Here is a 25,554-nt window from a genome sequence, read left to right as displayed (position 1 = left end):
GGTCGGGTTCACCAGTATTGCTGTCTCACCATCGGTGTGAAGCCCCTCCTGCTGCCGCCCCTTCCCCCGCACCTGTTGACGTCGCGGGAGTCACTGCATAGCGTGCGGTGCTGTTCAACTGTGTTGGTTTTCTTCCGAATCTGTGAAGTGGGGTCGGAGTGAGCACTGGGCACAGCAAACACACCAGACGGGGCCTCGGCAGGCTGCTCGGCGCGGCGCTGGCGATGGCCACCGCGGCCGGGCTGAGCCTCACCACGGCCGACACGGCCCTGGGCAGAGCGCCGGACGCGGGCAAGTTCCCGGCCGATGTGCACACCTATCTGGAAGACCCGGAGATGACGGGCGAGGGGCAGGAACCCCCGCACACCCTGCTGCGGCCGGACGGGCCGGACCGGAAGAAGTGGCAGCGCAGCCTGGACGGCACCTGGCGGTTCGCCATCGCCGACCGTCCCCAGGACGCGCCCCAGGGCTTCTGGAAGCAGGGCTACCGCCCATCCGCCACCTCCGCCTCGGACTCCGCCTCGGACTCCGCCTGGAAGAGCGTCCAGGTCCCGCACACCTGGCAGACCGACGACCTCGACCATCCCCTCTTCCGGAACGTCCAGAGCGAGGTGGTCCCCGACGCTCCGCCGAAGGTTCCCCGCGACACCAACCCCACCGGCGCGTACCTCCGCGACTTCCAGGTGCCCGAGAGCTGGGACGGCCGGAGGCAGGTGATCCGCTTCGACGGGGTGACCTCGGGCTGGTTCCTGTGGATCAACGGCCGCTACGTCGGCTATGACCAGGGCGGCTATGTGCCCGCCGAGTTCGATGTGACCGACTATCTGCACCCCGGCACCAACCGCGTCGCCGTCCAGGTGCACCGCTGGAGCGCCGGCTCCTACCTCGAGGACTACGACCAGTGGCGCTACGCGGGCATCTTCCGCTCCGTGACGCTGTACTCCACGCCCAGGACCCGCATGGAGGACGCGTACGTCACCACCGACCTCGACGACGCCTACCGCGACGCGACCCTGCGGGCCGAGGTCGAGATCGCGCGCGCGGACGGCGACAAGAGCGGTCCGCACCAGGTCACCGGGGTGCTCTATGACCCCAAGGGCCATGAGGTGCGGCGGCTGACCGCCGGGGAGACCGACGGCAGGGCCGAGCTGACCGCCCGCATAGCCGACCCCGCCAAGTGGTCGGACGAGGCGCCGAACCTCTACCGGCTGGAGCTGACCCTGCGCGACCCCGCCGGGAAGGCGGTGCAGACCGTGAGCCAGAACGTCGGATTCCGCGAGATCGAGGTCAAGGACAAGCAGCTCAAGCTGAACGGCAAGCGCATCCTGATCCGCGGCGTCAACCGGGCCGAGACCGATCCCACCACCGGGCGGCACGCCACCCGCGCCCGCATGGAGCAGGACATCCGGCTGATGAAGCGGCTGAACGTCAACGCGCTCCGCACCTCCCACTACCCGTCGGACCCCTACCTCTACGAGCTCGCCGACCGCGAGGGCATCCTCATCGACGACGAGATGGAGGTGGAGACCCACAGCCACGAGAACTGCCCCGACAACTGCCTGGCCGAGCGGCCCGAGTGGCAGAAGGCGTTCCTCGACCGCCACCAGGGCATGGTCGAGCGGGACAAGAACCACCCCAGCGTCATCATGTGGGACACCGGCAACGAGGCCGGGCTCGGCAAGGCCCACTACACCATGGCGGAGTGGACCCGGAGCCACGAGCCCACCCGGCCGCTCTACCACCAGTCCAACCGCCCCGACGGCGACGCGCCCTTCGCCGATGTCGCCGGGCCCCGCTATCCGACCCCGGCCTCCCTGGAGAGCAAGGCCAAGACGTTCACCAAGCCCATCGTGATGGGCGAGTACGCCCACGCCATGGGCAACAGCCTGGGGAACTTCCGGGAGTTCTGGGAGGTCATGCGCGCCTACCCGAACGCCCAGGGCGGTTTCATCTGGGACTGGGCCGAGCAGAACATCCGCCGCCCGCTGATCACCACCCCCGACTCCTCCGGCAACCGCATCGCCGCCAGTCTGTCCGGCAAGCCCCGGGTCGTCGCGGGCAGGAGCGGCAAGGCGCTGTACCTGTCCGGCCTGGACGACTTCGTCGAGGTCTACCGCGACCCCAGGCTCGATCTCACGGGCACCTCGGTCACCCTCGACGCCCAGGTCGAACCGGCCGAGGAGTGGACCGGTGACTTCACCATCGTGAGCAAGGGCGACCAGTACGTCCTGCGGATGAAGGACCGGGACACCCTTGAGTTCACCCTCACCAGCGAGGGCAAGCCACGCACCGTCACCGCCCCCGTCCCCAACGGCTGGACCGGCGCCTGGCACCGCGTCACCGGCACCTACGACGGCAGCCGGCTGACCCTGTACGCGGACGGCAAACCGCTCGCCGACACCCCCTGGACCGGCCGCATCGACTACACCGGCTTCGACCTCGGCGTCGGCCGCAACACCGACACCATGGAGGACGGCTACGCCGGACGCACCGCCAAGGGCACCGTCGACCAGGTCCGCGTCTACGGCACGGCGCTCACCCCCGGGCAGCTCGCCGCGGGGGAGGACCCCAAGGGCGAGGCGCTGATCGCCCTGGACTTCGACGACTTCACCCGCCAGGGCGACTATCTCTCCTACGGCCTGTACGAGTCCGGTGTGGACGGACTGGTCACCGCCGACCGCGCCCCCGAGCCGGAGACCGCCCAGCTCGCCTGGGTGCAGGCGCCCCTGCGGATCACCGCCCCGTCCGGCACCGACCCGCGCTCCGGGCGGGTGAAGGTCACCAACGAGCGCGCCTTCACCGGCACCGCCGACCTCATGCTGCGCTGGAAGGTGACCGAGGGCGCGAAGACCGTCGCGAGCGGAGACCGCCCGCTGGATGTCGGCCCCGGCGAGAGCGCCGACCTCCAGCTGCCCGCCCCGCCCGCGAACCCCGGTGGATACGAGCGGTACCTCACCGTGCAGGCCGTCACCGCACGGGACACCGACTGGGCGAAGGCCGGACACGTCGTGTCGTTCGGCCAGTTCGCGGTGGGCGGAGACAAGGTGCCGGAACCGGCGGCGCCCGCCGGCGCCCACCGCCCGGCCACGGCCGATGACGGCGCGAAGAGCGTGGAGGTGACCGGCGAGGGCTTCCGCTACACCTTCGGGAAGAAGGACGGCACCCTCACCTCCATGCGCGTCGGTGGCCGCGAACTGCTGCGCTCCGGCCCCGAGCTGGACGCCTGGCGCGCCCCGATCAGCAACGAACGCTCCGACTGGGGCACCGCCGAGGGCAAGCGGTGGCGCGCCCTCGGGCTCGACCGGCTGCGCACCACGGTGGACGGGGTGGACGTGACCCCCGCGGACGACGGCACGGTCACCGTCACCGTCCGCTCCACCGCCGCCGCGCCCGATGTGACCGGCGCGTCGTTCGAACAGACCGTCGACTACCGGGTCGACGGCTCCGGCCGGATCGGCATCCGGCACCGGGTGGAGGCGCGCGGCGCGTTCCGCACGCTGTCGTATCTGCCGCGCATCGGCCTCACACTGCGGGTGCCCCAGCGGTACGACACCTTCCGGTGGTACGGCCGCGGCCCCGTGGAGAACTTCGACGACCGCAAGGACGGCACCCCCATGGGCGTGTGGTCAAGCTCCGTCCAGGACCAGTACGTCGAATACCTCAAGCCCCAGGACCACGGCAACCACGACGACGTCCGCTGGGCCTCGCTCACCGACGGCGGCGGCCGGGGGCTGCTGGTCTCCGGCGACCTGGAGGCGGGCGCCACCGCGTACGACGAGCTCGACCGCGCCGCCTACCCGCACTTCCTCAAGCGCAACGCGGGCTGGAACACCCTGCACGCCGACCACGCGGTCACCGGCGTCGGCGACACCCCCAACCCGGTCCGCGAGCAGTACCGGGTCAAGGCCGACCAGCCGTACGACTACACCCTGACGCTGCGCCCGCTCACCGGAAAGGAAGTTGCGTCGAACGGGTGAACGTCTTGTGTCCCCGTCGCATCGGCGCTTTCGTAGGATGACACATGGGGGAACGCGGCATCGGGGGGACGGGGGAGTGCCATGCGCCGCGAGTGGGCGGGGGAGTCCGAGCGGGACCGGGCCGTGGAGGCCTATGTCGAAGCGCGGCTGAGACGCGAGAGTGACGGCGGGCGCGGGCCCGGCCTCGGCCGGGCCCGCGCACCCGGCTCCCAGCTCGACGCCACCCTGCTGCTCGGCCCGCGCGGCAGCGGCAAGACCACCCTGCTGCGCCATCTGGAGCGCTGGGCCGAGCGCGCGCCTGTCGCCCGGCTCGACCTGGCGGACCTCGGCCAGAAGGGCGGCAAGCCGATCGACGCGCTCACCGGTCTGGTCTTCCGGCTCAACGCGCGCAAGGCCGACTTCCCCAAGCTGGACTTCCCCTCGTTCGGCCTGCTGGTCATGGCCGTGGCCGCCGAGGTGGACGGGATCGACCGGGACACCGCCGTACGGGACATGGCGGACGCGCTGGCCGGCCCGGAGAGCCGCCGCCTGGAGGTGCTGGGGCGGCTCGCGGACGCCGTGGCCAGTGCCGTCGGCGCGCCCGGGCTGGTCGGCGCCGCCCTGCCGCTGCTGCCCGAGTGGCAGCGCGGCTGGGCCCGGCTGCGCACCCGCCGGCGACTCCGCCGGGTCCGCCGCACCGCGCCGCAGCAGTCCCACGACACCTTCCTGCTCGAACTCAACCAGCGCTACGGCGCCGGCGAGGACGAGGAGCGCAAGCGGGCCGAGGCGGTGCTCTTCGCGGCCTTCCTGGACGACCTGCGCCGGGCCTACCGGACCCGCGGCGGCGACCGGCGGCGCACCTCGCGCTGTCTGGTGCTGCTCGACAACGTCGACTCCACCCTCGGCAGCGACTTCCTGGAACACCTGCTGGAGGCGCGCCGGGAGGCCGACGACCCGGACCCGCTGGTCGTCGTGGCCGCCGCGGGCAGTTACCCGAGGGTGTTCGAGGACCACGCGTGGGGCGGCGCGCCGCAGCCCGGCGCGTATCCGGGGCGCTGGGACGGCGGCGAGGAGTTCCAGCCGGCCCAGGTCGCCCGGGGGCTGTGCGTGGGACAGCTGCGCGATCTGCGCCGGCTCGAAGTCGAGCGGCAGGCGAAGGAGGTGCTGCGGGCGGCCGGGCGCGACGTACGGGCGCCGCGGGTCGACGGCGGCGTCAAATGGCTCGGCTGGGCGGCGTACGAGCTGACCCGGGGCCAGCCCGCCGCCACCGCCGCGGTGCTGGAGGCGCTGCTCGGCGCCGGCCCCACCGCGGAGTGGGACGAGCGGCTGCGGAGGGTCCTCGATCCGTCCGGGGAACTGGTGGACGTCCTCCTGGACCGGCTGCTGCCCATCGACGCGAGCAGAGAGCTGGTCCGGGCGCTCACCCGCGCGGCCGCCTCGGTCGACCTGGCCCACGCGGGCGTCGCCGGACAGCTGTGGGGCGAGGCCAACGCGGCGGTGCAGAAGGAGTTCGACGACTTCTGCGCGGATGTGCTGTGCTCCATGCACATCGACACCGGCGACCGGGCCGCCGACGGGCGGACCGAGACCCTGCACCCGGTGCTGCGCCTGTTACTGCTGCGCAAACTGGCCGCGCTGGGCCCCGCCCGGGGCGCGCCCGGCCCGGACGGCTGGGACGCCACCCACACCGCGCTGCGCGACCGGGCCCAGGAGGCGGGGAAGCCCGGGCTGGCCGCGTATCACGCGCTCGCCCTGGGCGATCTGCCCGCCGCGGCGGGCTACTTGAACGAGCGCTTCGGCCTGATCGCCGCGGAGGACTGGTGCGTCGAGCTGTGCCGGCTGCGCCGGGCACCGCTGCGCCCGCTCGGCGGCCCCGACGCCCCCCACCGGCCGCCCTGGGAGCGCTACGAGGCGCTTGTCGACTTCCTCAACGAGGGCGAGATAGACAGCCGGCTGCGCACCGTCACCCGTCTGCTGGCGGCGAGCTGGATCAGCCCCGAGCCACGGCCGGCCCCCGCCACCGACCGGGTCGGGGACCCGTACCGCGATCCGCTGGGCGATCTGTACGCCGAGCTGTACGGGGAGATCGCCGCCCGCTTCAGGACGCTGGCGGCGCATACCGAGAGCGTGAGCTGGGACCGCACGCTGCTGGCGAAGGCCGCGCAGTACGAAGGGAAACCGTGGTGAGCGGCAGGGTGTACGTGCCACCGAGACCCCCGTCCCGGCGGGGCCTGTGGGCGGTGGTGGCCCTGGCCACCGCCGTCTGCCTCGCCCTCGCGGGCCTGTGGTGGCTCCGCGACTCCGGTCCGGCGCGGTGTGCCGAGGGGGTCTGGAAGCGGGGGCCCGGCGGGGAGTGCGTCGGGGTGAGCGACGGCTCGTACGTCTTCAGCCCCGAGCTCAAGGAGGTCAGCGCGAAGATCCGCGCCGAGAACCGCAGGGTGGAGGAGTCGGGCGACCCCTGGGTCGCGATCGCCTACACCGAGTCCATGACGAGCAGAAAGGACGGGCCGCGCGCGAACGACCGCGGGCCCGAGGTGGTCCGGGAGGCGATCGAGGGCGCGTATCTGGCGCAGCGTGAGCTCAACGACGCCGAGAGCGGCCACGGCCGCACCCCGCAGCTCAAGCTGCTGCTCGCCAACAGCGGACAGGGCGGCGAGCAGTGGCGGCCGCTGGTGGACCAGCTGATCACCATGTCGAAGGAGGAGCAGCTGGTGGGGGTCGCCGGCTTCGGACAGAGCCTGGAGACCACGAAGTCCGCGGTGGACGCGCTGCGCGAGGCGGAGATCCCGATGGTCGGCGCGACGGTCGCGGCCGACGGGCTGTCCACCGAGAAGCCGGTGTTCTTCCGGGTCTCCTCGCCCAACCGGGACCAGACCGCCATCGCCGCCAAATACCTGAAGGGCCGGCAGGACGGCGACCCTCGCTTCCGGGTCGAGGTCGTCAAGGACATCAAGCACGACGACTCGTACAACGAGACCCTTGACCAGGACTTCGACCGGGCGCGGCGCGCCGAGGGGGTGAAGCTGGTGACCGAGGAGGGGCATTCCTTCGTCTCCGGCAGCACCTCGACCGAAACCGCCCTCGCCTCGATCGCCGAGACCATCTGCCTCCCGGAGCGGTCGATCAAGGCCGTCTACTTCGCCGGCCGCGGACGGGAGTTGAAGTCCTTCCTCCAGGCCCTGACGGCGCCCGGCAGGCGGTGCGATCTCACGGTGCTCTCCGGCTCCAGCGCGATAGGGGTCTTCTTCGACCCCACGGCGAAGGACGGGCTCGCGGTCGCCGGTGACGTGCTGACCCGCTGGAAGCACGGCCGCATCAAGGTCCTCTACACCGCCTACGCCCACCCCGACGCCGTGGCGAAGATCTATCCGCGCCGCGGTGAGAACCCCTACCCCGCCTTCCGGAAGGCGTACCACGACGCCGGATTCGGCGGCGACCAGGAGCTGCAGAACGGCCAGGCGATGATGGGGCACGACGCGGTGCTCTGCCTGGGCAAGGCCGCCCGCCTGGCGGAGGCCCCGCAGGGGAGGGAGGCGGTGGACGCGGCGGGGGTGCGGAACATGCTGCTGCAGATCGGGAAGCGGTCCGAGCTGCCCGGCCTCAGCGGTCTGATCGCCTTCGACGAGCGGGGGAACCCGAAGGGCAAACCGATGGCCCTGGTGGAGCTCAGCCCCGCCGAGGGCGCCCACTACGTGTACCGCGGCACCGTGTCCCCGTAGCAGCCTCCCGCAAGCCTCCTCATGGCGCGGCACACACTGGAGGTGTGGCCACCGCCGGGGACAGCCGTACGGCGGCGGGCGGCCCCGAGCCGCCGCCCGTCGGCGGCATCCTGCCGTTCACCCGGGACGAGGAGCTGGGGCTGTACGCGGAGTGGCTGCGGCTCGGCCGGGTGCTGGGCTTGGACGACCGTGACCTGCCGAGCACGGCCGAGGACTTCTGGGCGTACTACCGGGGCGTCCTGGCCCACGACCTCGAGGCGACTCCGGTCGCCCGCGAGCTCACCGCGCCCGACGCCTCCCTGCCCCCGCCCGACGTCGGCCCGCGCCCGCTGCGGCTCGCGCTGCGCACCGTCTGGCCCCTGCTGCTCCCACCCTTCGCCCGCTTCCCGCTCGTTCCTGACCGTCGGCCTGATCCCGCCGGACGCGCGGCGGGCGACCGGGCTGCCGTGGAGCGCGGCGCAGGAGCGCACGCTGCGCCGGTTCGGCCGCGCCGCCGGGGTGGTGGTCCCGCTCCTGCCCGAGCGGCTGCGCTACCTCCCCCTCGCCCGCGAGGCCCGCCACGAGGCCCGCCGCGAGGCGAGGCATGAGGCGAGCATGAGGCGCGGTGCGAGGCGCGGCACAAGGCACAGCGCTGAGCGCGGGGGCGAGACCCCGGCAGGGGCCCCGCCCCGAGAGCTGACCGGGGAGCGTCAGTGGCGCCCTGTGCCGTGGACGGTGTCCGTCGCGTGGATCGCCCGCCACGACTTCGGCCGCGCCGCCGCGCCCGCACCCGCGTCCGCCGCCGCGCCCGCCCCGATGCCGTTCGCCCGCGCGGCCGGTGCCCCCGGCTTGGACGCCGTGAACAGCCAGGTGTCGAAGAGGCTTCCGAGCGGACGGCCCGAGACCTTCTCGGCGTACGTCTCGAAGTCGCGCACCGATCCGTTGCCGTAGCGCCGCTCGGTGGGCCACCCCTTGAGGATCGCGAAGAAGTCGTCGTCGCCGACCTCGTTCCGCAGCGCCTGCAGCGCGATCGCCCCGCGGTCGTAGACCGCCGCGTGGAACTGGTTCTCCGGCCCCGGGTCCCCGGGCTCGACCGTCCAGAACGCGTCCTCGGCCGGATGCTGCGCGTACACGTAGTCCGCGAGCTCCTGCGCCGTGCCCTCGCTCTCCTTCTCTGACCACAGCCACTGCGCGTAGCGCGCGAAGCCCTCGTTGACCCAGATGTCCCGCCAGTCCTTCACCGAGACGCTGTCGCCGTACCACTGGTGGGCGAGCTCATGGACCACCACCGAGACGTTCGAGCCGCCCGCGAACTGCCGGGGGCTGTAGAACGGGCGGGTCTGGGTCTCCAGCGCGTAGCTCGTCCCCACGTTGGGCACATAGCCGCCGAGCGCGCTGAAGGGATAGGGGCCGAAGACCCCGCTGAGCCAGTCCGCGACCTCGGCCGTGCGCTCGACGCTGGCGCGCGCCGCGCCCGCGTTGTCGCCCAGGTCCTTGCTGTAGGCGTTGATGACCGGCAGGCCGTTTTCGGTGGTGTCGGTGGTGATGTCGAACCTGCCGACGGCGAGGGTGGCGAGATAGCTGGCCTGGGGCCGGTTGGAGCGCCAGCTGTAGCGCGTCCAGCCCAGCCGTGAAGTGGTCGACTGGAGGGTGCCGTTGCTGATCGCCTGTGTTCCGTCGGGCACCGCGACCGACACGTCGTAGGTGGCCTTGTCGAGGGGGTGGTCATTGCTCGGGAACCACCACCACGCCGCCTCCGGCTCGTTCGCCGCGACCCCGCCGTCCGGGGTGCGCAGCCAGGCCGTGTAGCCCTTCACCTGCACCTTGGAGGGCGTGCCGCGGTAGCGCACGACGACGGTGAAGGGGCGGCCCGAGTCGAGCGGGGCGGCCGGGGTGATCTCCAGTTCGTGGTCGCCCTTCGCCGCGAAGGCGGCCTTCTTGCCGCCCACCAGCACCTCGCTCACCTCGAGCGCGAAGTCGAGGTTGAAGCGGGACAGGTCCTGGGTGGCGGTGGCCACGACGGTCGCCGTGCCCTCCAGGCGGTCGGTGACCGGCCGATAGGTCAGCCGCAGGTCGTAGTGGGAGACGTCGTACCCGCCGTTGCCGTAGTCGGGGTAGTACGAGTCCCCGATGCCGGGCGCGCCCGGGGTGGCGTCGGCCGCCGAGGCCGGGACCGCCAGCAGCAGGCACGCGGCGGCCGCGCTCGGGACGGTGAGTCTGTGACGCACGGGTCCTCCAACTCGTCGGGGACAACGATCACTGCAGACCCTAGGTACTCGCCGAGGCCCCCTCCTGTCCATCACCCAGGGCGACACACGATCGACATCCGGTCGACATCAGCGGCCACCTCGGCCCCAACGACATCGGAGTGCCCTCTTCTGCACGGGAGTTGACTCGCGCTACGGTCCGCCCGTGCTGCTACGTATGCGGAAGCCCCGCCGCGCGAGACCACGGATCGCGCTCCGACCACTCGCGGCCGCCGCCCTGGCGGCCCTCGCAGCGACGTTCATATCTCCCCTCGGCACACCGGCCGCCCAGGCCGCCGTGCGGGAGAGCAGACCGATCTACTCATACGACAAGGCGATCCGCGAATCCGTATGGGTGGACACCGGACTTGACGGCGACTCGGACGGCAGGACCGACCGGGTCGCCGTCGATATCGTGCGCCCCGCCGAACCCGCCCAGCAGGGCCGCCGAATCCCCGTGATCATGGATGCGAGTCCGTACTACTCCTGCTGCGGACGCGGCAACGAGAGCCAGCGGAAGACCTATGACGCGGCCGGCAAACCCGTCCTCTTCCCGCTCTTTTACGACAACTACTTCGTGCCGCGCGGCTACGCCACCGTCCTGGTCGACCTCGCCGGGACCAACCGCTCCGACGGCTGTGTGGACGTCGGCGGCCGCTCCGACATCCAGTCCGCCAAGGCCGTCGTCGACTGGCTGAACGGCCGCGCCACCGGCTACACCACCCGCACCGGCACCGCCACCGTCACGGCCGACTGGTCCAACGGCGCCACCGGCATGATCGGAAAGAGCTACGACGGGACCGTCGCCAACGGCGTCGCGGCCACCGGCGTCAAGGGCCTGAAGACCATCGTGCCCATCAGCGCCATCTCCTCCTGGTACGACTACTACTTCGCCCAGGGCGCCCCGCTCTTCGACAGCGGCCCCGACGGCCTCTCGGACGGCGTCGAGAGCGACGGCGCACACGCGCGCTGCACCGCCGTGCAGCGGGAGCTCATCGACGGCGCCCCGCGCAACGGCGACTGGACCGGCCTGTGGACCGGGCGCGACTACGTCCCCGGCGCCAACAAGGTGCGGGCCAGCGTCTTCGCCGTCCACGGGATGCAGGACCTCAACGTCCGCACCAAACACCTCGGCCAGTGGTGGAACGCGCTCGCCGACGCCGGCGTGGAGCGCAAGATCTGGCTCTCGCAGACCGGACACGTCGACCCCTTCGACTTCCGCCGCGCGGAGTGGGTGAGCACCCTGCACCGCTGGTTCGACCACTACCTGCTCGGCATCGACAACGGCATCGAGCGCGAGCCCATGGCCGACGTCGAACGCGCCCCCGACCGCTGGGCCACCGACCGCTCCTGGCCGCCCGCCGGCACCCGCCCGACCACCCTGCTGCCGCGCCCCGGACAGACGCCAGGCGTCGGCGTCCTCGGCACCGAGCCGGCCGCCCCCGGCGCCACCGAGACGTTCACCGACGACCCGAGGCAGAGCGAGGCCGACTGGGCCGCCCGGATCGACCAGCCGACCGCCGCCAAGGCCGGGTTCACCACCGCGCCGCTGAAGGAGGACCTGCGGCTCGCGGGCTCCGGCGCGGTCACGGTCACCGCGACCCCCTCCACCTCCTCCGCGCACCTGTCCGCGGTCGTGGTGGACCTCGGCCCGGACACCATCCGCAACTACACCGGCGACGCCGAAGGCATCCGCACCCTCGCCGACCGGACCTGCTGGGGCAGCGGCACGACGGCCGACAGCGGCTGCTTCAAGCGGACCGAGGCGGACACGGCGAGCGTCGGCTACACCGTCCTCAGCCGCGGCTGGGCCGACCTCGGCCACTGGGCCGACGACGGGAAGGGCCGCCCGCTGACCCCCGGCAAGCCCTACACCCTCACCCTCGACCTCGCCGCCACGGACCACATCGTCCCCGCGGGCCACCGGCTGGCCCTCATCGTCGCCGGTACGGACGCGGGCCTGATCGAACCGGCGGACACCACGCCCACGGTCACCGTCGACCTGGCCCGCACCCAGGCCCGGCTGCCCCTGACCGGCGGCGCCCCGGCGCTCGCCCGGGCCACCGCGGGCACCCCGGCCGAGGCCGCCGCCTCGCCCGATGCCCCCGCGCTCAAGGGCGTCCCCGAGCCGCGCCCCATGTCCCGGCTGCCCCGGTAACGAGCCGCCGACCCCTCACCCAAGGAGACCCCACTCCGTGATACCCGCGATCTCCCGCATCCCCCTGGTCCGCGCCGCGGCCCTCGGCGCCGTCGCGCTGCTGACCACCTCGTTCCTCGCCGCGCCCGCCCACGCCGGAACCCCTGAGCCCCGCACCGGCTTCGAGACCAGCCACGGCGCGCGCTGGACCACCGAGCCGGAGGAGGAGCGCTTCCTGGCCGCGGTCGACGCCGCGAGCGCGCGCGTCGCCGTCGACCGCATCGGCACCACCGAGCAGGGCCGCCCGCTGCGCCTGGTGCGGATCGGCGCGCCCGCCGCCCCGGCCCGCACCGCGAACGCCAACTCGCTGCTGCTCATCTGCTCACAGCACGGCGACGAGCCGTCCGGCCGCGAGGCCTGCCTGTCCACCGTCCGCGATCTCGCCTACGCCAAGGACGCGCGGACCAGGCGCTTCCTGGAGCGCACCAACGTCCTCGTCATCCCGACCGCCAACCCCGACGGCCGCGCCGCCGACACCCGGGAGAACTCCCAGGGCGTCGACATCAACCGCGACCACATCGCCCTCACGACCGCGGAGGCCCGCGCGGCAGCCGCCGTCCTCCGCGACTGGCGGCCCGACACCGTCTACGACCTCCACGAGTACGGGGCCACCGTCCCGTACTACATGAAGGACCTGCTGGCGCTGTGGCCGCGCAACCTCAACACCGCGGACGCCGTGCACCAGGAGGCGCGTACGCTCTCCGACGCATACGTCCGGCCGCACGCCGAACAGGCGGGCTTCAGCACCGGCGTCTACGGCATCTGGACCGACCCGGAGACCGGCGACCCCGTCAAACAGGTCGCGGGCGACGGCCAGGAGCGGATCCTGCGCAACACCGCCGGGATCAAGAGCTCCGTCGGCCTGCTCGTCGAGACGCGGGTCGACCCGCTCACCGACGCCGAGAAGGCCGACCCCGCCGTCAACAACCGGCGCCGGGTGGGCTCCCAGCTCGCCGCGCTCGACGGCGCCCTCGCCTTCACCGACAAGCGGCGCGGAAGCATCGAGGCCGCCACCACCCACGCCCGGCTGACCGGCTACGCCGACCGCGGCCCGGTCTACCTCGGCGGCGGCGACAACGACCCGGCGGGCCCGGAGGAAACCCTCGCCGACCCGCCGTGCGGCTATCTGCTGGACGCCGGGCAGTACGCGGCGGTCAAGGACGAACTCGCACTGCACGGCGTCACGGTGCGGCCCCGGCACGGCGGCGCGGACGGCGCCTTCGTACCGCTGCGCCAGTCGCTGCGCGCGCTGGTGCCGCTGCTCCTCGACGGCCGCGCCACCTACCACCTGACGGAGGGACAGCCGGTCAACAGCTGCTGACCAGTCCGGCCGCTTCCTCCGCACACCCCCAGGCGACGGTGACGCCCGCCCCGCCGTGGCCGTAGTTGTGCACGAGCCAGGGACGTCCGCCACCGCCCGCCGCGGTGTCCGCCTCCAGCCGCACCCGCGACCGGGCGGGGCGCAGCCCCACCCGGTGCCCGATGACGCGCGCGTCCGCCAGCCGCGCGCCGACCGCGTGGGCGCAGCGGGCCACGATGGCCTCGGCCGTCGCCGGGTCGGGCGTCAGATCCCAGACGTCCTCCCGGGCGGTGCCGCCGAGGACCACCCCGTACGGCTGGGGCAGTACGTACAGCGTGTCCGCCGAGCCGGGGTCGGCGGCCACGAACCACTCGTCGACGCCCGGGTTCTCCACCGTCACCAACTGGCCCTGCACCGGGCGCACCTCGGCGTCCGGCACCAGGTCGCGGGCGCCGAGTCCGGTGCAGTTGACGACGGCCGGCGCTTCCCGCGCGGCCTCGTCCAAGGTGGTCACGGCGCGCTGCTCGACGCTGCCGCCCGCCGCCTCGAGCCGCCGCAGCAGATAGCCGAGATAGGTCGACATGTCGACCAACGGGATCCGTGCCCGCAGGCCGTGGTCCCAGCCCTTCGGCAACTCCTCGGGGCGCGCCGGGCGCAGCCCCGGCACCTCGGCGGCCCAGGGGCCGAGGTCCCCGAGGCCCATGCCCGCCAGCGTCCCGTGGACCATCCGGACGCCGGTCTCCTCCGGCCGGGCGGCCAGTTCGGCCAGGACGCCGAGCGTACGCAGGGACCAGGCGCCCACCTTCTCCTCCGGCTGGACGCGGTACGGCCACCACAGCCCGCCCGCCACCGCAGACGTGGTGTCCGCGACCGGGTCGCGGGTCCACACCGCTACTCGCGCACCGCTCTCGGCCAGCACGACGGCACTGGTCAGGCCGATGACCCCGGCGCCGACGACTATCGCATCGCTCGTCATGTCCGGAGGCTATCGCCGGGGCGTGCTGCGCGGGGACAGTGCCGCGGCAGGGCAATACTTGGCGCATGACCCCCGAGTACGCGACCTTCGGCCTGGCGCCGGCGATGCGCGCCGGCGGCGTGCTGCCCCTGGGCGCGTACCGGACGCACCGCGACTTCCTGGACTTCACCGTCGATGGCGAACCCCTGCTGTCGAGCCTCGCCGACCTGGACGTGATCTCGCCGCTCGCCGCCGACCTCGGTCCCACCGTCTTCACCGCCCGTGTGCGCGGTCTGCTGCTGGAGACCGAGTCGCCGCTGCCCGCGGGCCGTCGCGTCGTCTACGGCTGTCCCGAGTGCGAGGACCTGGAGTGCGGTGTGGTCACGGCGGTCATCGAGCGCGAGGGAGCGGACGTCGTCTGGCGTGACTTCGCCTGGCAGACGGGCGACACCGCGGACAGCTACCCCGGCCTCGGCCCCTACCGCTTCCGCGGCGAGCAGTACCGCGCCCAGTTGCTGGCACACGAGGCCCCGGCGGGGCGCCGGGTGCTGCTGGTGGGGCAGCGCGCCGCCTTCCTCGCCAAACTCGCCGCGGCGCTGCGCACCATCGGCATCGGCGCCGAGATCACCCGGGACGCGGTCACGGCACACGCCGACGAGCTGCGGGAGTACGACGCCGTGGCCTTCGGCCGTACGGTCGGCCCCGAGGAGCGCGCCGCCGTGCGTGACGCCTTCGCGGCGGCGGGCGCGGGCGCGGTCTTCGTCGCCGACGCGGCCCCGATCGTCCCCCTTCTCGTAGCCCGCGTCGAACAGGCCCTCGGCCACACCGTCCACGACCAACGGCTGGCCGGGCTGCGGGCCGAGGGCGCCGAGGCGCTGCTGGAGGTCGTCGCCCCGTGCCGGGTGGGGCTCCTCGCCCACCGCCTGGACCGGCTCGGCCGCCCGCGCGCCCAGGCCCTGTTCAGCGGCTGGCTGGAGCCCGGCACCCACCGCGTCCCCCTGGACGCACGGGCCGTGCGCGGGGACGCCTTCCTGGTCGCCCGCACCTCCAGCACCGTCCTCGTGGCCCCGGTGGCCCCCGATCCCCGCTGACCCGCGCACCCAGCGAAAACCGCGCGACAGCCACCGCTCCGCTCCGGTTAGGATCGGCGCTCTAATGACTGCCACTCTCGTCGCCAAAGACCTCGCCGCGGGCCACGGCGACCGCACCCTCTTCTCCGGCCTCGACCTGGTCGTGGCGCCCGGTGAGGTGATCGGTCTCGTCGGCGCCAACGGGGCCGGGAAGTCCACGCTGCTGCGGCTGCTGGCCGGGCTGACCGACCCCGAGCACGGGGCCGTGCGGCTCAGCCCGCCGCATGCGACCGTGGGCCATCTGCCGCAGGAGCCCGAGCGGCGGCCGGAGGAGACCGTACGGGGCTTCCTGGCCCGGCGTACGGGCGTGGCCGCCGCCCAGACCGCGCTGGACGCCGCCACCCAGGCGCTGGTCGACGGTGCGCCCGGTGCCGACGACACCTACGCCACCGCCCTGGAGCGCTGGCTCGGGCTCGGCGCCGCCGACCTGGACGAGCGCGCCGACGAGGTCGCGGCCTCGCTGGGGCTCGACATCTCCCTGGACCGGCCGATGACCGCCCTGTCGGGCGGCCAGGCGGCGCGCGCCGGGCTCGCCTCGCTGCTCCTCAGCCGCTATGACGTGTTCCTGCTGGACGAGCCGACGAACGACCTGGACCTGGACGGGCTGCGGCGGCTGGAGAGCTTCGTCCAGGGGCTGCGCGCCGGCACGGTACTGGTCAGCCACGACCGCGAATTCCTCGCCCGTACGGTCGACAAGGTCCTCGAACTCGACCTCGCCCAGCAGCAGGTGAACCTCTACGGCGGTGGCTACGCCGCCTATCTGGAGGAGCGCGAGACCGCCCGCCGCCACGCCCGCGAGCGCTACGAGGAGTACGCGGACACCCGCGCCGGCCTGGAGGCGCGGGCACGCACCCAGCGCGCCTGGATGGAGAAGGGCGTCAAGAACGCCCGCCGCAAGGCCACCGACGGCGACAAGCTCGGGCGCAACGCCCGGGTCGAGTCCACCGAGAAGCAGGCCGCCAAGGCCCGCCAGACCGACCGGATGATCGAGCGCCTTGAGGTGGTCGAGGAGCCGCGCAAGGAGTGGGAGCTGCGGATGGAGATCGCCGCCGCGCCGCGCTCGGGCGCGGTGGTGGCGACCCTCCGCGGCGCCCAGGTGCGGCGCGGTGAATTCCACTTCGGCCCCGTCGACCTCCAGATCGACTGGGCGGACCGGGTCGCGGTCACCGGGGCGAACGGCTCCGGCAAGTCCACGCTGCTGGCCGCGCTCCTCGGCCGCCTCCCGCTGGACGCGGGCGCGGCGGCGCTCGGGCCGGGCGTGGTGGTCGGCGAGATCGACCAGGCGCGCGCCCTGTTCTTCGGCGGCGAATCGCTGCTGGACGCCTTCGGCGCGGCGGTGCCCGAGCTGCAGCCGGCGGAGGTGCGCACGCTGCTGGCGAAGTTCGGCCTCAAGGCCGACCATGTGCTGCGGTCCGCGTCCACCCTGTCGCCGGGGGAACGCACCCGCTCGGCGCTCGCCCTGCTCCAGGCGCGCGGCGTCAACCTGCTGGTCCTGGACGAGCCCACCAACCACCTGGACCTGCCCGCCATCGAACAGCTTGAGTCCGCGCTGGCCTCCTACACCGGCACGCTCCTGCTGGTCACCCACGACCGCCGGATGCTCGACGCGGTGCACACCACCCGCCGCCTCCAGGTCGCGGACGGCCAGGTCACCGAGGTCTGACGGGCCGACCTTCACTGATCCAGGGCGGCTGTGTGCCGCCGCGCCCAGGGCGCGGCGGCACACAGCGGTCACCACGGAACCCCGCGGGAAGGCGCTACCGCTTCTTGGGGTCCAGCAGCCCCGCACGCCGCAGCGCGTCCGCCATCGCCCCGTTGGCCGGGGCCGCGTCACGGCCGCCGGACCCGCCGCGCTGCCCTCGGCCGCCGCCCTGGCGCTGCTGAGGGGCGCCGCGCCGGCCGCGGGCCTCCTGGGCGGAGCGGTCCCGGTTGCGGTCCCGGCCGCCGCCCGAGCCCGAGCCCGAGCCCGCCTCGTCGTCCAGCCTCAGCGTCAGCGAGATCCGCTTGCGCGGGATGTCCACGTCCAGGACCTTCACCCGCACGATGTCCCCCGGCTTCACCACATCCCGAGGGTCCTTGACGAACGTCTTGGACATCGCCGAGACGTGCACCAGACCGTCCTGGTGCACACCGACGTCCACGAACGCGCCGAAGGCGGCCACATTGGTGACGACGCCCTCCAGGATCATCCCGGCGGCCAGGTCGCCGATCTTCTCGACGCCCTCCTTGAAGGTCGCCGTCTTGAACGCGGGCCGCGGGTCGCGGCCGGGCTTCTCCAGCTCCTTGAGGATGTCGGTGACCGTGGGCAGACCGAAGGTGTCGTCCACGAACTCCTCCGGCCTGAGCCTGCGCAGCACGGCCGTGTTGCCGATGAGCGAGGCCACCTCGTCGCCCGCCGAGGAGGCCATCGAGCGCACCACCGGATATGCCTCCGGGTGCACGCTGGAGGCGTCCAGCGGGTCGTCGCCGCCGCGGATGCGCAGGAAGCCCGCGCACTGCTCATACGCCTTGGGGCCGAGCCGGGCCACGTCCTTGAGCGCCTTGCGGCTGCGGAAGGGGCCATGGGCGTCCCGGTGGGCGACGATGTTCTCCGCGAGCCCGCCGCCGATGCCCGAGACCCGGCTGAGCAGCGGGGCTGAGGCGGTGTTGACGTCGACCCCGACGCCGTTCACACAGTCCTCGACGACCGCGTCGAGCGAGCGGGAGAGCTTCACCTCGGACAGGTCGTGCTGGTACTGACCGACACCGATCGACTTCGGATCGATTTTGACCAGCTCGGCGAGCGGGTCCTGCAGCCGCCGCGCGATGGACACGGCGCCGCGCAGCGAGACGTCCAGCTCCGGCAGCTCCTGGGAGGCGAAGGCCGAGGCGGAGTACACGGAGGCGCCGGCCTCGGAGACCATCACCTTCGTGAGCTTCAGCTCGGGGTGTTTGCCGCACAGCTCGCCCGCGAGCTTGTCGGTCTCGCGGGACGCCGTGCCGTTGCCGATCGCCACGAGCTCGACGCCGTGGTCGCGCGCCAGCCGCGCCAGCTTGGCGAGCGACTCGTCCCACTTGTTCTGCGGGACGTGCGGGTAGATCGTGTCGGTCGCGGCCACCTTGCCGGTCGCGTCGACCACGGCCACCTTCACCCCCGTACGGAACCCGGGGTCCAGGCCCATCGTGGCGCGGGTGCCGGCCGGGGCGGCCAGGAGGAGATCACGCAGATTGGCGGCGAAGACGCGCACCGCCTCGTCCTCCGCGGCCTGCCGCAGCCGCAGCCGCAGATCGATGCCGAGGTGCACCAGAACCCGGGTGCGCCAGGCCCAGCGCACCGTGTCGGCCAGCCACTTGTCGGCCGGGCGGCCCCGGTCGGCGATGCCGAAGCGCTGCGCGATGCTGCGCTCGTACGAGGTGGGGCCGGCTTCCGCGGAGGGCTCCTCCGGCTCCAGGGTGAGCTCGAGGATCTCCTCCTTCTCGCCGCGGAACATCGCCAGCACCCGGTGTGAGGGCAGCTCCGTGAACGGCTCCGCGAAGTCGAAGTAGTCGGCGAACTTCGCGCCCGCCTCCTCCTTGCCCTCGCGCACCTTGGTGGCCACCCGGCCCCGCGTCCACATGCGCTCGCGCAGCTCGCCGATGAGGTCCGCGTCCTCGCTGAACCGCTCGGTGAGGATGGCCCGCGCGCCCTCCAGCGCGGCGGCCGGGTCCGCGACGCCCTTCTCCGCGTCGACGAAGGCGGCCGCGGCGGCCAGCGGCTCCACGGACGGGTCGCCGAGCAGCCCCTCGGCCAGCGGCTCGAGCCCGGCCTCCCGCGCGATCTGCGCCTTCGTACGGCGCTTGGGCTTGAAGGGGAGGTAGATGTCCTCCAGCCGGGCCTTGGAGTCCGCGGCCAGGATCTGCGCCTCCAGGGCCGTATCGAGCTTGCCCTGGGACCTGACCGACTCCAGGATCGCGGCCCGCCGCTCCTCCAGCTCCCGCAGATAGCGCAGCCGCTCCTCGAGGGCGCGCAGCTGCGCGTCGTCGAGCATTTCGGTCGCTTCCTTGCGATAGCGCGCGATGAAGGGCACGGTGGAGCCGCCGTCCAGCAGCTCGACGGCGGCCCTCACCTGCCGCTCCCGTACGCCGAGTTCCTCGGCGATCCTGCCTTCGATGGACGTCGTCACGATCACGCTCCGCTTCCCTGTCTGCGCTGCGATCTGCATTGTGGCAGGTGGCGCTGACACAGGCGGGCGCGACCGGCGCGTTCCGGCGCCGGGGCGGGTGAATTCAGACGTGCCTGTGGCGGCGGGAGCCCGCCCGCGACGCCCCGCCGAAGAGGCGGGCGAGAGCGCGGAAGGGAAGCGTCACCACGGCGGCGACGGTCGATCCGATGGCGCGAAGCACATCAGCGATCGCACGGAACACGAGGACCTCCTATCGGTCGGTCTTCGGATCGGCATGACCGGCAGCCGTCACCGGGCGCCGTACGCAACGCGGGACACGGGCACTCGCCGGCGTGCGCGGCGCGCGGTTGGGCGCCCTGGGGAGGCGGCCGATCGCGCACGGCGACCGGGTACCCACCGCGCCCTGGGCAAACCCCTCCGCTCAGCGCTCGCGGATGCCGCTCAGCGCTTCCCGATGAGGTCCGCGGGGAAACCGCCCGCCGCGATCACGGCGTTGGTGAAGGCGCCCGCCAGCTCCGTCAGCCGCGCCACGCCCGCCGCCCCCAGGTGCTCGTACGGGGCCCGGTCCAGCCGGTCCGTCTCGTCCTCGAGGGCCTTGCGCAGCTCCGTGCCCGCCGCCGTCAGCTCCCCGTCGGCGGTCAGCAGTCCGCGCTCCCGCAGCCGCTCACGCGCGGCCGTCCACTCCTCCTTCGACCAGCCCCTCGTCCGCAGGATCCACTTCGGGGACATGCCCTTGCCGCTCGCCGTATGGCTGGCCAGCGCCTCCAACGGGTCGAGCCCGGCGCCCAGGAGGGCCATCAGATGGCCGTCGCCGCGGTGCTCGCGCAGCAGCGTGGCGGCGTGCCAGTAGGCCAGGTGCGGGGCGTCGGGGACGGGGAGGTCGGCGTGCGCGGCGTACAGCGGGCGGGCGGCGCGCGAGCACGCCTGGGTGGCGCGCAGCGCCAGCTCCGCGGCCTCGGCCATCTCCTTCGAGGACACCGCGTCGTCGCCGAGCAGCCGCCGCAGCACGCTGTCGGCCGCGCGCAGCCGGGCCGCCAGCGCGGCCTCGGGGGAGACCACGTCCCAGGCGGCGGGGAGGTGTCGGGCGACCAGGTCGTGCTTGAAGTTGAAGAAGGTCGCGGTGACGGTTCCGGCGCCGACGCGGCCGAACGCCGCCGCGCGGCTGACGAAGTAGTCGGCGCCGCGGTCCTCCACCCCCAGCCGCTCGAGCTCCCGCCCGTAGTCGGGCTGGAAGTAGACGGTCGAGTGGAAGGGGTTGACGACGGTGTGACAGCGCCGTGCGGCACGCTCGGGAAGTGAGGTCATATCCATATGTTACTTACGGGTATGTGTCTCGGGTCTCCGTCAGCAGTTCGGGCGGCGATCCGTGTTCCGGGGCTTTTGCGGCGGCACTGGGCCGGGCCGGAGGGCCGGCGGCCGCGGGGCGGCGGTCCGGGCGCGCCGGGGGCGTCCAGCGAAAGCGCGGGGCGCGCCGTTCGAGGAAGGCGGCGACGCCCTCCCCGATCTCGCCGCTGCCGCTCACCTGGTCCCGCCAGTACTCCAATCGCTCCGGACCGACGGGCCCGCCCGTGAACTCCTTGACCGCCGCCTGGGTGAGCGCGGACCGGGACAGCAGCACCCGCGTGAACTCCGTCACCCGCTCGTCCAGCCCGCCCGGCGGCAGCACCTCGTCCACCAGCCCCGTCCGCAGCGCCCGCTCGGTGCCGATCAGCTCGCCGGAGAGCAGCAGGTACTTGGCGGTCGCCGGGCCGACCAGGTCCATCAGCCGCCGGGTGGACGAGGGCGCGTAGACGACCCCGAGCCGGGCCGGGGTGACCCCGAAGCGGGAGCCCTGCTCCGCGAACCGCAGATCGCAGGCGGCGGCCAACTGGCAGCCGCCGCCCACGCAGTAGCCGCGCACCGCGGCGAGCGTCGGCTTGGGGAAGCCGGCCAGGGCCTCCTCGGCGGGCAGCGCCAGCGCCGTCGTCTCCTCGTACGTCGGGCCCAGCGAGCCGATGTCCGCGCCCGTGCTGAAGGTGTCCCCCTCTCCGGTGAGCACCAGCGCCCGTACGGCCGGGTCCGCGGCCAGTCGCTCCAGCAGCGGGGGCAGCGCGTGCCACATGCCGGGGGTCAGCGCGTTGTGCTTGGCGGGGTTGTGGATCACGACGGTCGCTATGCCGTCGGTGACGTCATGCAGCAGGCAGGGCTCCATGTCGCGGATGGTATCCGGCCCGCTCAAGCGACTGTCGGCATCGACGGAAGCAAGCCGGGCAGGAACAGTCGAGCGAGTGACTCTGGCATACGCACGCGGTCAAAAGCCGTCGATAGACGGCGACTTGTGCTCAGTTAGCCGGTCCGTACCAACACATTCCCACACTCGATGACGACGGGGTCGAGCTGTGGCGATGGGTGGGGATCGGACATGGAGATCGTCGGGAGCGTCCCTCCTGAACGGGGAGCGGCCCCGCCCCGCGGGCCGGTCGCCTACGAGGGCGTCTGGCGCTTCACCGCCCCCGCCCTCGACACCTCGGTCCCACAGGCCCGGCATGCGGTGCGGGACCTGCTGGCCCATCAGCGGGTGCCCGCCCCCGACGACCTCGTACAGAACCTCCTGCTGATCGTCTCCGAACTGGTCACCAATGCCGTACGGCACGCGGCGCTGCTCTCCCCGGAGATCGCCGTGGAGGTGTCCATCGGCCCGGACTGGGTGCGGGTCGCGGTCGAGGACAACCACCCCTACCGGCCCAAGGCGCTGATGGCCGACCAGGGCCGGACCGGCGGGCGCGGGCTGTTACTGGTTCAGACGATCACCGAGGAGGAGGGCGGGGTCTACGACGTCCAGCACACGGCGAGCGGCGGCAAGGTGGTCTGGGCCGCGCTGCCGCTGGCGGCCGCCCGGGCCGGGCGAGGGCCCTTCTGACGGGTCCGCGCGGCGCCGCGACATCCGCCGGAAGGGCCCTCCGCTACCAGCCCGCCGCCGCTCCGGTGACCTCCCGGATCACCGGCCGGGCCGCGTCCAGCACGGTCATGAACCAGGCCGAGAAGGGGTTCCGCTCCAGCAGCCGGGCCAGCTCCTCGGGGGTGACGAAGGCGGTCTCGTCGATCTCCTGCGGATCGGGGTACGGTGCGGTCCGCACCAGCCCCGCGAACAGGTGGTTGTACTCCTGCTCCACCAGGCCCGACACCGGATCCGGGTGGTTGTAGCGCACCGTACCGGCCTCGCGCAGCAGCGCGGGCGCCACCCCCAGCTCCTCACCCGTACGCCGGGCCGCGGCCACGAACGGCGGCTCGCCGGGGTAGGGGTGGCCGCAGCAGGTGTTCGACCAGACGCCGGGGGAGTGGTACTTGCCCAGGGCCCTGCGCTGGAGCAGCAGCCGGCCTCTGTCGTCGAAGAGGAAGACGGAGAAGGCCCGGTGCAGCCGGCCGGGGGCGAGATGGGCGGAGAGCTTCTCCGCGGTGCCGATGGTCCTGCCGTCCTCGTCGACCAGCTCCAGCATGATCGGCTCCGTGGAGCCGGCCGGCGCGCCCGGCGCGGTGGGCCTGGCGGAGTCGGTGGTGGTGCGGCCGTTGGCAGGTGTCATTGGCATGGCCATCCTCATCGTCCGTCTCGGAACCTTCAAGTCTGCCGCACCCGTGCCGTGTGTCAGTGGCAAAGTTTGGCTTCGTGCTCAGCATGTCCGCCTGGCTCCAGCTGGAATGTGCAGTGGCCCACGTCGAAGTGCTCCCCCAGACAGCCCTGCAGGTCGTGCAGCATCCGTTCATGGCCGACCGCGTCCAGGGCCCGTCTGCTGACCACCACGTGTGCGGAGAGTACCGGCATGCCCGAGGTGATGGTCCATACATGCAGATCATGCAGCCCCTCGACGCCGGGGAGGGCGAGGATGTGGGCCCGTACCTGATCCATGTCCACGTCCCGCGGCGCCGCCTCGAGCAGCACGTTCAGCGTCTCCCGCAGCAGCCGGAACGTCCGCGGCACGATCATGAGGCCGATCAGCAGGGAGGCGATCGGATCGGCCGCCTGCCAGCCGGTGGTCACGATGATCCCCGCCGACACGAGGACCGCGACCGAGCCCAGCGCGTCCGCCAGCACCTCCAGGAACGCCCCGCGGACGTTGAGGCTCTCCCGCTGTCCGCCCATGAGTACCGCCAGCGACACCGCGTTCGCGGCCAGGCCGATGGCGCCGAACAGGATCGTCAGCCCGCCGTGGCTGGTGGTCGGGGTGATGAACCGCGCCACCGCCTCGTACAGGATGTAGCCGCCGACGCCGAGCAGCAGCAGGCAGTTCGCCAGCGCGGCCAGGATCTCGGCCCGTGCGTAGCCGTAGGTGCGGCGTGGGCTCGGCGGGCGGTTCGCGAAGTGGATCGCCAGCAGCGCCATGGCCAGCCCGAGGGCGTCGGTGACCATGTGGCCGGCGTCGGCGAGCAGCGCGAGCGAACCGGCGAGCACCCCGCCGGCCACCTCCACGGCCGTCACGGTGAGCGTGATGCCGAGGGCGGCGCGCAGCCGCCACTGGTGCGCGGCGCCCGCAGTGCCGAGTCCGCCGCCGTGGTCATGGCCCGCGCCCATGTACGGCCTCCTCCCGCGCGCCGCCACTGCCCGGGCGCGCCATGCCTTACGGCCCAGTGAACTACGGCGGCGCCCCCAGGCGCGGTCAGCCGCGCCGGGCCGAAGGCCGTCCGGCAGCGGGGCCCGCGGTGTCCCGTGCCGGCAGATCCCGCGCCCCTTACTGTCGGGCAGCGGGGCCCGCCGTGCCGCTCCCTCCTACCGCCGGGCGGCCTCGGGGTGGTGCAGACACCAGCCCTCCCAGGCCGAGCGCACCATCGCCTCCACCCCGTGCCGGGCACTCCAGCCCAGCTCCTTGGCGATCAGCTCGGTCGCGCCGACGACCCGGGCCGGGTCGCCCGCGCGGCGCGCCTCGACCACCGGGGTGAGCTCCGGGCGGCCGGTGACCTCGCCGATCAGCTGCGCCATCTCGCGCACCGAGACGCCCTGGCCGGTGCCGATGTTGACCGTCAGATCGCCCCCTCCCGGCCGCTCCGCCAGCCGGCGGGCCGCGGCGAGGTGGGCGGAGGCCAGGTCCTCGACATGGATGTAGTCGCGGATACAGGAGCCGTCCGGCGTCGGATAGTCGTCGCCGAAGATCCGGGGCGCCTCGCCCGCGGTGATCCGCTCGAACATCATCGGGATGATGTTGAACACGCCGGTGTCGGCCAGCTCGGGGCGGGCGGCGCCCGCCACATTGAAGTAGCGCAGATTGGCCGTGGAGATCGAATGGGCCGCGCCCGTGGCTCTGACCAGCCACTCTCCGGCCAGCTTGGTCTCTCCGTACGGGTTGATCGGCCGAGTGGGGGTGTCCTCGGTGACGAGTTCCACATCCGGCATCCCGTAGACGGCGGCGGAGGAGGAGAAGAGGAAGCTGCCGATCCCGGCCGCGACCACCGCCTCCAGCAGCACCGTCAGGCCGTGCACATTCTCGCGGTAGTAGCGCAACGGCTGCTCGACGGACTCCCCGACCTGCTTCTTCGCCGCCAGGTGCACCACCCCCCGCACGCCGAGGTCGGCGAAGGTGCGGTCCAGCAGCTCACGGTCGAGCGTGGAGCCCCGTACCAGAGGGACGGCCTGCGGCAGCCGCTCGGCGTCACCGCTGGACAGATCGTCGAGCACGGCGACCCGCTCCCCGGCCTCCGCCATGACCCGCACGACATGCGCCCCGATATATCCGGCACCACCTGTGATCAGCCATGTCATGACCGCACTTTATCCACAGCCGGGGCGGCCGCCGTTTGTCCCGGAGCGCCGCCATCCACCATGATGATCGCGGCAGCGGAAGCCGTCGTTCCCCCGATCGGGTGATGAATGTGCGGTGAACGGACGCTTCCTTCTATCCGATAGCCTCTGCCGACGTGCCGCCCGCCCCTCGCGGGGCCCGGGGCGTGCGACGCCCGCTGTC

At 73.0% G+C, this 25,554-nt stretch carries 16 protein-coding genes and 2 pseudogenes; 9 read left to right on the top strand and 9 right to left on the bottom strand.

Features of this window, described 5'->3' with window-relative positions:
* Positions 1-158 precede the first annotated feature (158 nt).
* The 4 genes and pseudogenes from ACFZDL_RS39015 to ACFZDL_RS39000 all read left to right on the top strand — a co-directional run.
* A complete protein-coding gene (locus ACFZDL_RS39015) occupies positions 159-3,977 on the top strand; it encodes a glycoside hydrolase family 2 TIM barrel-domain containing protein (RefSeq protein WP_353595231.1) in 3,819 nt (1,272 codons plus the stop codon).
* An 81-nt stretch (positions 3,978-4,058) separates the two neighbouring features.
* Positions 4,059-6,143, top strand: coding sequence for an ATP-binding protein (locus ACFZDL_RS39010; RefSeq protein ID WP_353595230.1), 2,085 nt, complete (start codon positions 4,059-4,061; stop codon positions 6,141-6,143).
* The gene (locus tag ACFZDL_RS39005) at positions 6,140-7,675 is read left to right on the top strand and encodes an ABC transporter substrate-binding protein (RefSeq protein WP_353595229.1); all 1,536 of its coding nucleotides are present in this window, start codon (positions 6,140-6,142) and stop codon (positions 7,673-7,675) included. Before ACFZDL_RS39010 ends, ACFZDL_RS39005 begins: the two co-directional genes overlap by 4 nt.
* 113 nt (positions 7,676-7,788) lie before the next feature.
* A pseudogene (locus tag ACFZDL_RS39000) lies at positions 7,789-8,257 on the top strand (oxygenase MpaB family protein); the annotation flags it as partial.
* Positions 8,258-8,364: 107 nt separating this feature from the next.
* Here the strand turns inward: ACFZDL_RS39000 and ACFZDL_RS38995 are convergent.
* Positions 8,365-9,882, bottom strand: a complete 1,518-nt coding sequence (locus ACFZDL_RS38995) for a M1 family metallopeptidase (protein ID WP_353595228.1) — start codon at positions 9,880-9,882, stop codon at positions 8,365-8,367.
* 196 nt (positions 9,883-10,078) lie between these two features.
* Between ACFZDL_RS38995 and ACFZDL_RS38990 the strand changes: the two genes are divergently transcribed.
* Both ACFZDL_RS38990 and ACFZDL_RS38985 read left to right on the top strand, forming a co-directional pair.
* Positions 10,079-12,058, top strand: coding sequence for a Xaa-Pro dipeptidyl-peptidase (locus ACFZDL_RS38990; RefSeq protein ID WP_353595287.1), 1,980 nt, complete (start codon positions 10,079-10,081; stop codon positions 12,056-12,058).
* 37 nt (positions 12,059-12,095) lie between these two features.
* Positions 12,096-13,418: a M14 family zinc carboxypeptidase gene (locus ACFZDL_RS38985; RefSeq protein WP_391193634.1), complete on the top strand. Its 1,323-nt coding sequence runs from the start codon at positions 12,096-12,098 to the stop codon at positions 13,416-13,418.
* On the opposite strand, the gene ACFZDL_RS38980 is transcribed toward ACFZDL_RS38985, so the two are convergent.
* The gene (locus ACFZDL_RS38980; protein WP_353595227.1) at positions 13,405-14,373 is read right to left on the bottom strand and encodes an FAD-dependent oxidoreductase; all 969 of its coding nucleotides are present in this window, start codon (positions 14,371-14,373) and stop codon (positions 13,405-13,407) included. The genes ACFZDL_RS38985 and ACFZDL_RS38980 overlap by 14 nt on opposite strands.
* Positions 14,374-14,438: 65 nt before the next feature.
* Here ACFZDL_RS38980 and ACFZDL_RS38975 point away from each other — a divergent pair, with 65 nt between their 5' ends.
* Together ACFZDL_RS38975 and ACFZDL_RS38970 are read left to right on the top strand one after the other, a co-directional pair.
* On the top strand, positions 14,439-15,443 hold the full coding sequence (locus ACFZDL_RS38975; RefSeq protein ID WP_353595226.1) for an oxidoreductase: 1,005 nt from the start codon (positions 14,439-14,441) through the stop codon (positions 15,441-15,443).
* A gap of 64 nt (positions 15,444-15,507) precedes the next feature.
* Complete coding sequence (locus ACFZDL_RS38970) at positions 15,508-17,145, top strand: ABC-F family ATP-binding cassette domain-containing protein (RefSeq protein WP_353595225.1); 1,638 nt, start codon at positions 15,508-15,510, stop codon at positions 17,143-17,145.
* Between the two features lie 94 nt (positions 17,146-17,239).
* On the opposite strand, the gene ACFZDL_RS38965 is transcribed toward ACFZDL_RS38970, so the two are convergent.
* The 4 genes and pseudogenes from ACFZDL_RS38965 to ACFZDL_RS38950 form a co-directional block, all read right to left on the bottom strand.
* Positions 17,240-19,663, bottom strand: a complete 2,424-nt coding sequence (locus ACFZDL_RS38965) for a Tex family protein (RefSeq protein WP_353595224.1) — start codon at positions 19,661-19,663, stop codon at positions 17,240-17,242.
* Between the two features lie 64 nt (positions 19,664-19,727).
* Positions 19,728-19,865: an LPFR motif small protein gene (locus ACFZDL_RS38960; RefSeq protein ID WP_353595223.1), complete on the bottom strand. Its 138-nt coding sequence runs from the start codon at positions 19,863-19,865 to the stop codon at positions 19,728-19,730.
* Between the two features lie 200 nt (positions 19,866-20,065).
* A complete protein-coding gene (locus ACFZDL_RS38955; RefSeq protein WP_353595222.1) occupies positions 20,066-20,929 on the bottom strand; it encodes a hypothetical protein in 864 nt (287 codons plus the stop codon).
* Positions 20,930-21,071: 142 nt separating this feature from the next.
* Positions 21,072-21,815, bottom strand: a pseudogene (locus ACFZDL_RS38950) (enoyl-CoA hydratase/isomerase family protein); the annotation flags it as partial.
* 210 nt (positions 21,816-22,025) lie between these two features.
* Between ACFZDL_RS38950 and ACFZDL_RS38945 the strand changes: the two are divergent.
* Positions 22,026-22,523 (top strand): ATP-binding protein, encoded by a 498-nt coding sequence (locus tag ACFZDL_RS38945; protein WP_353595221.1) that lies wholly within the window; start codon positions 22,026-22,028, stop codon positions 22,521-22,523.
* Positions 22,524-22,566: 43 nt separating this feature from the next.
* On the opposite strand, the gene idi is transcribed toward ACFZDL_RS38945, so the two are convergent.
* The 3 genes from idi to galE form a co-directional block, all read right to left on the bottom strand.
* A complete protein-coding gene (idi, locus tag ACFZDL_RS38940) occupies positions 22,567-23,190 on the bottom strand; it encodes an isopentenyl-diphosphate Delta-isomerase (protein WP_353595220.1) in 624 nt (207 codons plus the stop codon).
* 56 nt (positions 23,191-23,246) lie between these two features.
* Positions 23,247-24,170: a cation diffusion facilitator family transporter gene (locus tag ACFZDL_RS38935; protein WP_353595219.1), complete on the bottom strand. Its 924-nt coding sequence runs from the start codon at positions 24,168-24,170 to the stop codon at positions 23,247-23,249.
* A 195-nt stretch (positions 24,171-24,365) separates the two neighbouring features.
* Positions 24,366-25,352: a UDP-glucose 4-epimerase GalE gene (gene galE, locus ACFZDL_RS38930; protein WP_353595218.1), complete on the bottom strand. Its 987-nt coding sequence runs from the start codon at positions 25,350-25,352 to the stop codon at positions 24,366-24,368.
* Positions 25,353-25,554: the final 202 nt, after the last annotated feature.

The organism is Streptomyces sp. NPDC007917 (assembly GCF_042959105.1).
Classification (GTDB): domain Bacteria; phylum Actinomycetota; class Actinomycetes; order Streptomycetales; family Streptomycetaceae; genus Streptomyces.
This window is presented reverse-complemented; position numbering and strand designations above follow the sequence as displayed.

Bases quoted from the DNA above. Each gene is read 5' to 3' on its own strand.
- galE (WP_353595218.1), bottom strand. From the start codon at position 25,352: ATGACATGGCTGATCACAGGTGGTGCCGGATATATCGGGGCGCATGTC.
- ACFZDL_RS38990 (WP_353595287.1), top strand. From the start codon at position 10,079: ATGCGGAAGCCCCGCCGCGCGAGACCACGGATCGCGCTCCGACCACTC.
- ACFZDL_RS38980 (WP_353595227.1), bottom strand. From the start codon at position 14,373: ATGACGAGCGATGCGATAGTCGTCGGCGCCGGGGTCATCGGCCTGACC.
- ACFZDL_RS38935 (WP_353595219.1), bottom strand. From the start codon at position 24,170: ATGGGCGCGGGCCATGACCACGGCGGCGGACTCGGCACTGCGGGCGCC.
- idi (WP_353595220.1), bottom strand. From the start codon at position 23,190: ATGCCAATGACACCTGCCAACGGCCGCACCACCACCGACTCCGCCAGG.
- ACFZDL_RS38970 (WP_353595225.1), top strand. From the start codon at position 15,508: ATGACTGCCACTCTCGTCGCCAAAGACCTCGCCGCGGGCCACGGCGAC.
- ACFZDL_RS38965 (WP_353595224.1), bottom strand. From the start codon at position 19,663: ATGCAGATCGCAGCGCAGACAGGGAAGCGGAGCGTGATCGTGACGACG.
- ACFZDL_RS38945 (WP_353595221.1), top strand. From the start codon at position 22,026: ATGGAGATCGTCGGGAGCGTCCCTCCTGAACGGGGAGCGGCCCCGCCC.
- ACFZDL_RS38975 (WP_353595226.1), top strand. From the start codon at position 14,439: ATGACCCCCGAGTACGCGACCTTCGGCCTGGCGCCGGCGATGCGCGCC.
- ACFZDL_RS39010 (WP_353595230.1), top strand. From the start codon at position 4,059: ATGCGCCGCGAGTGGGCGGGGGAGTCCGAGCGGGACCGGGCCGTGGAG.
- ACFZDL_RS38955 (WP_353595222.1), bottom strand. From the start codon at position 20,929: ATGACCTCACTTCCCGAGCGTGCCGCACGGCGCTGTCACACCGTCGTC.